Here is a 10112-nt window from a genome sequence, read left to right on the forward strand (position 1 = left end):
CTACGCCCGCCCCCACCGAAGCCGCAGCGGCGCCGCAGGCATAAGACGCCCGCCCCCACCGAAGCCGCACCCGAACCCGCTCAAGCCCCCGCAGGGACCCGCATGGCCGCCCGCGTCCCCGCCACCGTGATCGCGACAACCCCCGCCACCGCCAGCAGCCCGACCGCGACCGTCCCGCCCCAGCCCCCTGCGTGGAAAGCGATCGCCCCCACCGTGCTGCCCGCGCTGGAACCGATGTAGTACGCGGACTGATACAGCGCCGACGCCTGTGCCCGCCCATGCGTCGCCGTCCGGCTGACCGCCGACGACGCCACCGAGTGCCCCGCGAAGAACCCCGCCGTGATCAGCACCAGCCCCAGCAGCACCATCACCAGCGACCCGACCAGCGACAGCACCAGCCCCGCCGCCGTCGTCCCGCCCGCCAGATACAGCGCCCCACGCCGCCCCAGCCGGCCCACCAGCCGCCCCGACGCGGACGCCGACACCGTACCCACCAGATACACCAGGAAGATCGACCCCACGACCCCCTGCGGCAACGAGAACGGCGCCTCGGTGAGCCGGTACCCGATCACCGTGTACACCCCGCCGAACACGGTCATGAACAGCGCACCGATCGCGTACAACCGCCGCAGCAGCGGATCACCCACATGATCCCGCACCGTCCGCACCAGCACCCGCGGCCGCAACGACCCCGGCGTGAAGTGCCGCGGCCGAGGCAGCAGCAGCCGGAACGCCACCGCACACCCCACGGCCACGACCCCGATCACACCGAGGGCGACCCGCCAGCCCCACTCCTGCGCGACCCAGCCGGTGATCACCCGCCCGCTCATGCCGCCCACACTGTTGCCGGCCACGAACAACCCGATCGCGGTGATCAGCGCCTTCGGCGTGACCTCCTCCGCGAGATACGCCGTCGCCGACGCCGGCAGCCCCGCCAGCGCCGCACCCTGCAACGCCCGCAGCGCGACCAGCCACCCCAGCGAGGGTGCGAACGGCACCACCAGCCCGACCGTCACCGCGACCGCCAGCGAAGCGGTCATGACCGTACGCCGCCCGAACCGCTCCGACAGCGCGCTCATCGGCAGCACGAACACCGCGAGCCCACCGGTCGCCGCCGCCACCGTCCAGCTCGCGTCGCCCGCCGACACCCCGAGCTCACCGGAGATCAGCGGCAGCAGAGCCTGGGTCGAGTACAGCAGCGCGAAGGTCGCCACACCGGCGAGGAACAGGGCGAGGCTCATCCGGCGGTAACCGGGGCCGCCCGGGGCCACACGCGTCTCGGAATCGGCAACGGGAACAGCGGCGCCCACGACGGTGGACGCCCCGGTATCAGCGGGAGTCATGCCACCGACCGTACGAAGTCCCCGACTCATCCGTCCAATGCATGGAACGGCCATAATCGTTCCCATGGCGCATCAGCGAAGCTCAGCGGCCCGGCTGTCACAGACCGGTGACACACGTGACGCACAAGACATCGTCACCCTGCTCGCCCCTCGCCTCGCCCACTTCGCCGGCGTGGCCCGCACCGAGCACGTCACCCGAGCCGCCCAGGAGATGAACGTCCCCCAGTCGACGCTCTCCCGGGCCCTCGCCCGCCTCGAACAGGACCTGGGCGTCGACCTGTTCGCCCGCCAGGGCCGCACCCTCTCCCTCACCCCGGCGGGCCGCACCTTCCTCACCTCGGTCGAACGCGCCCTCGCGGAGATCGAGCGGGCCGCCGAGGAGGTCCGCGCGGACGCCGACCCGGCCACCGGCAAGGTCGCCTTCGGCTTCCTGCACACCATGGGCGCCGAGACCGTCCCCGGCCTCCTGCACGCCTTCCGCGCCGACCACCCGCGCGTCCGCTTCAGCCTCGTCCAGAACTACGGCGAGGCGATGCTCGAACGCCTCCGCGCCGGCGAACTCGACCTGTGCCTGACGTCCCCGGTGCCCGACGCCCCCGACCTCGTCGCCCGCCGCCTGGACGAACAGAAGCTGCGCCTGGTGGTCCCCGCCGACCACCGCCTCGCGTCCCGCCGCCGCATCCGCCTCGCCGAGGCCGCCGACGAGACGTTCGTCACCCTGGAACCGGGCTACGGCCTGCGCCGCATCACCGACGACCTGTGCGCCCAGGCAGGCTTCAAACCAAGAGTCGCCTTCGAGGGCGAGGAAGCCGAAACCCTCCGGGGCCTGGTGGCAGCGGGCCTGGGCGTAGCCCTCCTCCCACCCCCGACCGTCCCCCGCCCCGGAGTGGTGGAACTGACGGTCACCGCCCCGAGAGCCGTACGAGAGATCGGCGTGGCCTGGCGAGCCGACCACCCGGACACACCTCCGGTGGCGGCCTTCAAGAAGTTCCTGCTCTCACGAAGAGGGAACCTGCTGCCAACCTGACAGGGCAGGCAACTGCGCGCGCTACCGCCACCGCCCGAACCCAGAAGCCAACGGCATCCGCAACCCGAGCGGCGGAGGCGCCGCCAAGGCATCCCGCACCGGCCGCGCCAACGCCCTCCCGAACAACACCCCCATCACGAAGTCCTCGGCCAGCGCCAGCACTTCATCCCGGTACTGATGCAACCCGTGTCCATCGGCATGCACTTCGAAGCGGCACACATCCCGATTCGCCTTCTTCGCCCGAGCCGCCAGCCGGAACGACAACTCGGGATCGGTCCGCGCGTCGTTCGTGCCGTGCACGATCAGCACTCGCCGCCCGACGAGCTGTTTCACCGGTTCGGGTGAGGCCGCGACGTCCTCCTCCGGCAGCCACGGTGCCAGCGCCAGCACGGAGTTGACGGCCTCGTGCCCGCCGGCCCGCAGTGCGGCCCGCCCGCCCATCCCGTTCCCGGCGAGGCACACGGGCACGTCCCCGTACCGCCGTACGACCTCCTCGGCGGCCCACTCCCCGTCCCGCGCGAGGTGCGCCGCGCTGCCGTTCCAGCCCCGGTACCGGTAGTGGACGACATGGACGGCCAGCCCCTCCTCCCGCCCGGCGCGGGCGAGACGGCGGCCCAGCGCGCGGACGGAGGCGGTGGCCCACAGGGGTGACGGTCTGCGTTCGGAGGTCTCCTCGCCGTCGGGGAGCAGCAGCACCACTCCGCTCACCGCCGTCGGCTCAGGGCCGAGCGCCCTCCCCAGCCGGGCCCTGCGAACCGGCGTCGCTTGCTGTGCCATGACAGAACATTCTCAGAAGCCCGGGTGTACTCCACCCGACCTTGCGGTCACTGTTACGTATCGGCGTCACGTCTCGGCACCTCCGCGCGCACCCACCCGCACATTCACCCCGCACGGCGTCTACGCGCGTAGGCCGTCGAGGAGTTACAGTGCGGAAATGACGAGCCAGACCATCGCGAACACCCCGGCACCGGACCAGATCCGCCGGGCGCCCAAGGTTCTGCTGCACGACCACCTCGACGGCGGCCTGCGCCCCGCCACCGTCGTCGACCTGGCCCGGGAGACCGGCTACGACCAGCTCCCCGAGACCGACCCGGACAAACTCGCGCTGTGGTTCCGGGAGGCCGCCGACTCCGGTTCCCTGGAGCGGTACTTGGAGACCTTCTCGCACACCGTCGGCGTCATGCAGACCCGCGACGCCCTCGTCCGGGTCGCCGCCGAGTGCGCCGAGGACCTCGCCGAGGACGGTGTCGTCTACGCCGAGGTGCGCTACGCCCCCGAACAGCACCTCGAAGCCGGGCTCACCCTCGAGGAGGTCGTCGAGGCGGTCAACGAGGGCTTCCGGCAGGGCGAGCGGCGCGCCAAGGACAACGGCCACCGCATCCGCGTCGGCGCCCTGCTCACCGCGATGCGGCACGCCGCCCGCGCCCTGGAGATCGCCGAACTCGCCAACCGCTACCGGGACCTGGGCGTCGTCGGCTTCGACATCGCGGGCGCGGAGGCCGGTTACCCGCCCACCCGGCACCTGGACGCCTTCGAGTACCTCAAGCGGGAGAACAACCACTTCACCATCCACGCCGGGGAGGCGTTCGGACTGCCGTCCATCTGGCAGGCCTTGCAGTGGTGCGGCGCCGACCGGCTCGGGCACGGAGTGCGCATCATCGACGACATCCAGGTCCGCGAGGACGGCACGGTGGAGCTCGGCCGGCTCGCCTCCTACGTCCGCGACAAGCGCATCCCGCTGGAGATGTGCCCCAGCTCCAACCTCCAGACGGGGGCGGCGTCCTCGTACGCCGAGCACCCGATCGGGCTGCTGCGCCGGCTGCACTTCCGGACCACGGTCAACACCGACAACCGCCTCATGTCGCACACCAGCATGAGCCGGGAATTCGAGCACCTTGTCGAGGCGTTCGGTTACACGCTCGACGACATGCAGTGGTTCACCGTCAATGCGATGAAATCAGCGTTCATTCCTTTCGACGAACGACTGGCCATGATCAATGACGTCATCAAGCCGGGCTACGCGGAACTCAAATCCGAATGGCTGTTCCGGCAGACGGCTTCTACCAGCGGTTCTTCAGCCGAAGAGGGCTGAGGAGAAGGTTTCCCGGCACCGGGAATACGGTCGGCGTTCACAATCCGTCCGCATTTCGATGTTTGCGGGCGGTGGTGCCGCGTGTTTACGGTCACAGGACCGCTCACATCCCCGTATCCCATTCGAGGACGCATTTTCATGAAGCAGTCTGCTGCCAAGACCCTCGGTGTCGCCGCTCTCGGTGCCGCCTTCGCCGCCGTCGGTGCGGGTGCCGCCACCGCGGCCCCGGCCGTTCCGGACACGGCCGCCCCGGCGCTGGACGCGGCCACCCAGACCCTCCCGGCGGAGAACGTCTCCGTGCTGCCGGCCGCGAAGCAGACCCTGGAGACGGGCAAGGAGCTGGCCGGTACGGGGCTGACGGCCGCCGAGCCGGTCGCGAAGGAAGCCGCGAAGGACATGGTCGCCAAGGACCCGACGGCACCGGCCAAGGGCCTGCTCGGCGGACTGCCGCTGGGCCAGCTGCCCACCAAGGGCCTCAACGTCAACGGCCTCCCGCTCGGCGGCTGACACCCGGGCAGAACAGCCCGATGGGGCGCCCCCGAGTCTCGGGGTGCGCCCCATCGGCGTACAGGCAGGGAGAAGGCGGCAGCGGACCGAAGCCGCGGCGGACCGGGCTACCAGGCCGTTCGTGTCTTGCTCTCCGACGGCAACAGGATCCACAGCGCGATGTAGAGCAGGAACTGCGGGCCGGGCAGCAGACACGACAGCAGGAAGATCACCCGCATCGTGGTCGCGGAGGTGCCGAAGCGCCGGGCCAGCGCGGCGCAGACTCCGCCGATCATGCGGTCGTTGGTCGGGCGGGCGAGGCGAGACATTGCGGCTCCTTCGTGAGCGGTGCGAGGCCTCCCGTCCGGATGCCTCAACTGACCTCCACGTTACGGAGACGAAGGGGGCAAAGCGTCGCTCCACGGGGCGATCCCGACCCTGGGAATCGTCGGGGTCCGACCCTGAGCCGGCTCCTCCTGGGGGACGGCGGTGGCGGCCCTGCGCACCGCCCGGCGGCGCAGCCAGGAGCGGCCGGCGGGCACCACGGCCGCGTGCGCGAGGCCCGCGCCGAGGGTGTTCAGCAGCAGCGAGTCGATGTCGACGACCTGACCGGGCACGGCCGTCTGCAGCATCTCGATGCCGAGCGACAGCAGGGCCGCCGCGGCCATGGTGCGCACCAGGGAGCCCACCGGCGAGACCACCAGCCGCCCGCCCGCCATCGGCAGCAGCACACCGAGCGGCGCGAGCAGCGCCAGCCCCTCGGCGATCCGCCGGGTCCCCGCCACCCACCCGAGCGCGAAGTCGGCGCGGATGCCGTCCAGGGGACGCAGATTGGCGGGCATCACCCAGGGGACGTCCAGCGGGCGCAGCGTGAACCAGAAGACGAACGCCAGATACGTGGCCAGGAGGAGACCACCCAGCACACGGATGCGGAGAGCGGCGGTGCCGCCGATGGAGCCTTGACGCTGCACGCCCCCCTAGACGCGGCCTCCGGCACGATCGGTTCCGGCGTGTCACCCGTTCCGCCGATGAGGCATACGCCACAACACCGACAGCAGCCGCGAGAGGCGAACCCCTCCGCCGAGGTGCCGAGCGGCTCCGTTCGGTGCCGGGGGCCGGCGGGTCAGCTGCTGGTGATCTCCGAGGACGGTGGGCGTTCGCTGGAGGGGCGGGTGCGGACCTCGTCCGTGCACTCGTAGCGGCGTGGGGCGTCGGTGCCGGGGCCGCCCAGGATGACCGAGCCGTCGCCCTCGGCCGCCGCCGAGTCGGACAGGGTGCACACGATCTGCGCCAGCGCGGAGGAGCTCAGGCTGCCGGGCGCGACGCTCAGCCGCAGCGCGTCGTCCGGGTCGCCGGGCCGGGGCCCGCTCACGGTGATCCCGTCCCGTACGTGAGTCGTGTACCCCGCCTCCTTCTCCGCGGCCGACGGCTGGGCCGAGAGCTGGCCGAGCAGCCCCTGCGCGATCAGCGCGCGCCGCCCTGAGTCGGCCGCCCCGTCCGGCACCCGTACCGTACGGTCCACCGCCACCAGCGAGGAGCCGCACAGCAGGAACACCTGCACGGGCAGCCCCCGGTCGGCCCGCGAGGAGACCTCCGGCTCGCCCAGCGAGCAGCGCACCCGCGAGGGCGCGGGACCGAAGTCGGTCGGCACCTCGGTCGCGCGGATGCCGCATCCGGCGAGCAGGGCGGCGCCGAGCGCGGTGACCGCGAGCAGCGCGGGCAGTCGGCGCCCGGCCGACGGGCGGCCCGGCCTCGGCCGTCGTGCGTTCAGGCCGTTCATCAGGCGTCCCCCTCGGCGCCGTCGCCGCGACCCCGGTCGCCGCCGTCCTTGCCGGCGCCACGGCCCCCGTCGCTCCTGCCCTTGCCGCGGCCGTTCCCGCCCCCGTTGCCGGCCGCGTCGTTGTCCTGGTCCTCCGTCAGCGCGGAGGCGTCCCTCGGCAGCCGCAGCGTGAACACCGCGCCCCCCTCGGGAGAGTTGGCCGCGGTGATCTCGCCGCCGTGGATGTGGGCGTTCTCCTGCGCGATGGACAGCCCCAGACCGCTGCCCTCGGAACGCGGGCGGGAGGCGCTGGCCTTGTAGAAACGGTCGAAGACATGGGGCAGGACGTCCTCGGGGATACCGGGCCCGTTGTCCCGGACCTCGATGACCACCGCGCCGCCGTCCTCGGCCCGTTCGGCGGACCTCTCCGCACCCTCCTCGCGCACGGACACCCGCACCGGCGACCCTCCGTGCTTGAGCGCGTTGCCGATGAGGTTGGCCAGGATCACGTCCAGCCGGCGCGGGTCGATCCGGGCGTGGATGCCGCGCTCGGCGTCCAGCTCGACCGCGTCCAGCCAGGCACGCGCGTCGATGCAGGCGGTGATCTGGTCGGCGATGTCGACGTCGTCGAGGACGAGACGCGCGGTGCCCGCGTCGAAGCGGGTGACCTCCATCAGGTTCTCCACCAGATCGTTCAGCCGCCGTGTCTCGCTGACCACCAGCCGTACCGCCGGCTCGATCATCGGGTCGATGCCGCCGCCCTCGAACTCCAGCTCCTCCTCCAGCACCTCGGTCACGGCCGTGATCGCGGTGAGCGGCGTCCGCAGCTCATGGCTCATGTCGGCCACGAACCGGCGCGACGCCTCGTCCCGCGCCGCCATGTCCGCGACGCGTTTCTCCAGCGCCTCGGCCGCCTTGTTGAACGTCCGTGACAGATCCGCCAGTTCGTCCGTCCCGGACACCCTCAGCCGCGTGTCCAGCCGCCCCTCGCCGAGCCGCCGGGCGGCCGCGCCGAGCCGCTGCACCGGCTTCAGTACGGTCGTCGCGGCGGCCTGCGCGAGCAGCGCCGAGCCGATCAGCGCGAGACCGGTCGCGATCCCCAGCGACCAGGCCAGCGAGTTGAGGTCCTTCGCCTCCGGCTCCAGCGACTTCAGCATGTAGCCGGTCGGCCCGCCGTCGATCATCCGCGTGCCCGCCACCAGGTAGGGGGTGTCGTCCTCGACGATCCGCTGCCAGTACAGGTGGTACGGGTACTTGTTGGTCGAGGTGAGCTTCTGCCGCTTCGTGACCGCCTCGCGCAGGGAGGCCGGGACGTCCTGAAGCGAGAAGCCGTTCAGCCCGCCCGAACTGCCGTACACCGTACGGCCCTCGGGGTTCTCGGCGATCAGCAGCACGGTGAAGCGCTGGCTGCTGTTCGCCATCTGCCCCGCGGTGTGCTGCAGTTCGTCCTGCGTCGGATGCTCGGGCAGCGCGCCCGCCCGGTTCTGCATCTCCTGCTCGAAGCCGCGCAGCACCGCGTCCTGCGTGCGGGTCAGCACCGCCTCGCGGTTCAGCCAGTACGCGATCCCCGACGCGGACACCGCCGCGGTCAGCGCGACCAGCCCGAACACCACGACCAGCCGCAGCCGCAGACTGGTGAACCGCAGCCGGGACCACACTCCCTTGCGTGCCGCGGACCAGCCGCGGGACCCCCCTTGGTGCTCCTGTGTCACTGAGGCGGATCCAGCCGGTAGCCGACACCGCGCACGGTACGGATCAGCGTCGGGGACGACGGCACGTCCTCGACCTTGGCGCGCAGCCGCTGGACACAGGCGTCCACCAGGCGCGAGTCGCCCAGGTAGTCGTGCTCCCACACCAGCCGCAGCAGCTGCTGCCGGGACAGCGCCTGGCCGGGCCGCCGGCTCAGTTCGAGGAGCAGCCGCAGCTCGGTCGGCGTGAGCTGGAGGTCCTCCCCGTTCTTGGTGACGGTCATGGCGGCACGGTCGATCACCAGGCTGCCGAAGGTCGCCGAGTCGCTGGACTCCCGCTCGCCGCGCCGCAGCACGGCCCGGATCCGCGCGTCCAGCACCCGGCCCTGCACCGGCTTGACGACATAGTCGTCGGCGCCGGACTCCAGGCCGACCACGACGTCGATGTCATCGCTGCGGGCGGTGAGCAGAATGATCGGCAACTGGTCCGTGCGCCGGATGCGCCGGCACACCTCGAACCCGTCGATGCCGGGCAGCATCACGTCCAGCACGATCAGATCCGGCCGCTGCTCACGCAGCAGCTTCAGACCGTCCTCACCGCTGGCAGCGGTCGCCACCCGGTGTCCCTGGCGCGTCAGGGAGAGCTCCAGGGCCGTGCGGATGGCGTCGTCGTCCTCGATCAGCAACAGGGAAGGCACGCGCTCATTCTGGCCCATGGAGGGCTCCCTGTTCGACCCGTGGAGGCAAGTGCCCGCCTGGCCCCCATAAGGGCGGCTACGTGCACGGACACCTGTGAACGTTCTGTGTCCGGGCCGTGGCGGACCCCTGTGACAGCTCTGTGACAGTCGGCGGACACGGTCATGAAGTCGCCCCGGCAGGATTTTCCGCACAAGCAAGCCAGCACCGAAGACACCGGAAGTCCACGACGGGGGGCGCGAGATGAACACGCTGCACAGCATCAGCACCAGCGCAGTGATCACGCGTCTGCACGACGTGCACCGAGGGGGAGAGAAGTCCGGTGCTGTGAGCGGGCGGGGGTGCGCTCGCAGCACCGGGCGTCAGCACACCGCGTACATGACGGTGGTTGACGCGCCCACGGGGGAGACGCACGGGGGAGACGCGTACGGGGAGGACACGGGGGAGCGTCGCTCGCTGTCGGAGGCGGAGTTCACCGCCTACGTGCAGGAGCGCCGCGCCTCCCTGTACGCCACCGCCTACCACCTGACCGGTGACCGCTTCGAGGCCGAGGACCTGCTGCAGAGCGCGCTGTTCTCGACCTACCGGGCGTGGGACCGGATCAGCGACAAGGCCGCGGTCGGCGGATACCTCCGCCGCACCATGACCAACCTGCACATCAGCGCGTGGCGCCGCCGCAAGCTGAACGAGTACCCGACCGAGGAGCTGCCGGAGACGGCCGGCGACACGGACGCGATGCGCGGCACCGAGCTGCGCGCGGTCCTGTGGCAGGCGCTCGCCCGGCTGCCCGAGCTCCAGCGCACCATGCTGGTCCTGCGCTACTACGAGGGCCGCACGGACCCGGAGATCGCGGACATCCTCGGCATCAGTGTCGGCACGGTGAAGTCCAGCATCTGGCGCTCGCTGCGCCGGCTGCGCGAGGACGAGGTCCTCAGCTTCGGCCGTGACGAGGAGGACGCCTTCGGCGAACTGGTCGCCTGAAGGCCAGGGGGGTCCGGGGGTTCGAGGGAACCGGGGGGAC

At 71.6% G+C, this 10112-nt stretch carries 11 protein-coding genes; 4 read left to right on the top strand and 7 right to left on the bottom strand.

The features are described 5' to 3' along the window. Nucleotides 1–80 precede the first annotated feature (80 nt). A complete protein-coding gene (locus tag N4P33_RS27640; protein ID WP_260829525.1) occupies nt 81–1343 on the bottom strand; it encodes an MFS transporter in 1263 nt (420 codons plus the stop codon). Between the two features lie 64 nt (nt 1344–1407). Here N4P33_RS27640 and N4P33_RS27645 point away from each other — a divergent pair, with 64 nt between their 5' ends. Continuing rightward, nucleotides 1408–2370: a LysR family transcriptional regulator gene (locus N4P33_RS27645; protein ID WP_260829526.1), complete on the top strand. Its 963-nt coding sequence runs from the start codon at nt 1408–1410 to the stop codon at nt 2368–2370. A 21-nt stretch (nt 2371–2391) separates the two neighbouring features. On the opposite strand, the gene N4P33_RS27650 is transcribed toward N4P33_RS27645, so the two are convergent. Beyond that, nucleotides 2392–3147 (bottom strand): alpha/beta hydrolase, encoded by a 756-nt coding sequence (locus N4P33_RS27650; protein WP_260829527.1) that lies wholly within the window; start codon nt 3145–3147, stop codon nt 2392–2394. A gap of 157 nt (nt 3148–3304) precedes the next feature. On the opposite strand from N4P33_RS27650, the gene N4P33_RS27655 reads away from it, so the two are divergent. After that, nucleotides 3305–4462: an adenosine deaminase gene (locus N4P33_RS27655; protein WP_260829528.1), complete on the top strand. Its 1158-nt coding sequence runs from the start codon at nt 3305–3307 to the stop codon at nt 4460–4462. A 138-nt stretch (nt 4463–4600) separates the two neighbouring features. Beyond that, a complete protein-coding gene (locus tag N4P33_RS27660) occupies nt 4601–4969 on the top strand; it encodes an ATP-binding protein (protein WP_260829529.1) in 369 nt (122 codons plus the stop codon). Nucleotides 4970–5076: 107 nt separating this feature from the next. Here the strand turns inward: N4P33_RS27660 and N4P33_RS27665 are convergent, their stop codons facing one another. The 5 genes from N4P33_RS27665 to afsQ1 form a co-directional block, all read right to left on the bottom strand. Beyond that, nucleotides 5077–5277 (bottom strand): PspC domain-containing protein, encoded by a 201-nt coding sequence (locus N4P33_RS27665; protein WP_260829531.1) that lies wholly within the window; start codon nt 5275–5277, stop codon nt 5077–5079. Nucleotides 5278–5337: 60 nt separating this feature from the next. Next, nucleotides 5338–5919 (bottom strand): VanZ family protein, encoded by a 582-nt coding sequence (locus tag N4P33_RS27670; RefSeq protein WP_260829533.1) that lies wholly within the window; start codon nt 5917–5919, stop codon nt 5338–5340. Nucleotides 5920–6071: 152 nt separating this feature from the next. Next, nucleotides 6072–6728, bottom strand: coding sequence for a hypothetical protein (locus N4P33_RS27675; RefSeq protein ID WP_260829534.1), 657 nt, complete (start codon nt 6726–6728; stop codon nt 6072–6074). Then, nucleotides 6728–8419, bottom strand: a complete 1692-nt coding sequence (locus tag N4P33_RS27680) for a HAMP domain-containing sensor histidine kinase (protein WP_260829535.1) — start codon at nt 8417–8419, stop codon at nt 6728–6730. The genes N4P33_RS27675 and N4P33_RS27680 overlap by 1 nt, the downstream gene beginning before the upstream one ends. Next, complete coding sequence (gene afsQ1 / locus N4P33_RS27685; RefSeq protein ID WP_006133375.1) at nt 8416–9093, bottom strand: two-component system response regulator AfsQ1; 678 nt, start codon at nt 9091–9093, stop codon at nt 8416–8418. The genes N4P33_RS27680 and afsQ1 overlap by 4 nt, the downstream gene beginning before the upstream one ends. 241 nt (nt 9094–9334) lie before the next feature. Between afsQ1 and N4P33_RS27690 the strand changes: the two genes are divergently transcribed. Further along, complete coding sequence (locus N4P33_RS27690) at nt 9335–10072, top strand: SigE family RNA polymerase sigma factor (RefSeq protein ID WP_260829536.1); 738 nt, start codon at nt 9335–9337, stop codon at nt 10070–10072. Nucleotides 10073–10112: the final 40 nt, after the last annotated feature.

It is taken from the genome of Streptomyces sp. 15-116A (genome assembly GCF_025290915.1).
Lineage (GTDB): Bacteria > Actinomycetota > Actinomycetes > Streptomycetales > Streptomycetaceae > Streptomyces.

Bases quoted from the DNA above. Each gene is read 5' to 3' on its own strand.
- N4P33_RS27660 (WP_260829529.1), top strand. From the start codon at position 4,601: ATGAAGCAGTCTGCTGCCAAGACCCTCGGTGTCGCCGCTCTCGGTGCC.
- N4P33_RS27690 (WP_260829536.1), top strand. From the start codon at position 9,335: ATGAACACGCTGCACAGCATCAGCACCAGCGCAGTGATCACGCGTCTG.
- N4P33_RS27665 (WP_260829531.1), bottom strand. From the start codon at position 5,277: ATGTCTCGCCTCGCCCGCCCGACCAACGACCGCATGATCGGCGGAGTC.
- N4P33_RS27675 (WP_260829534.1), bottom strand. From the start codon at position 6,728: ATGAACGGCCTGAACGCACGACGGCCGAGGCCGGGCCGCCCGTCGGCC.
- N4P33_RS27640 (WP_260829525.1), bottom strand. From the start codon at position 1,343: ATGACTCCCGCTGATACCGGGGCGTCCACCGTCGTGGGCGCCGCTGTT.
- N4P33_RS27645 (WP_260829526.1), top strand. From the start codon at position 1,408: ATGGCGCATCAGCGAAGCTCAGCGGCCCGGCTGTCACAGACCGGTGAC.
- N4P33_RS27650 (WP_260829527.1), bottom strand. From the start codon at position 3,147: ATGGCACAGCAAGCGACGCCGGTTCGCAGGGCCCGGCTGGGGAGGGCG.
- N4P33_RS27655 (WP_260829528.1), top strand. From the start codon at position 3,305: ATGACGAGCCAGACCATCGCGAACACCCCGGCACCGGACCAGATCCGC.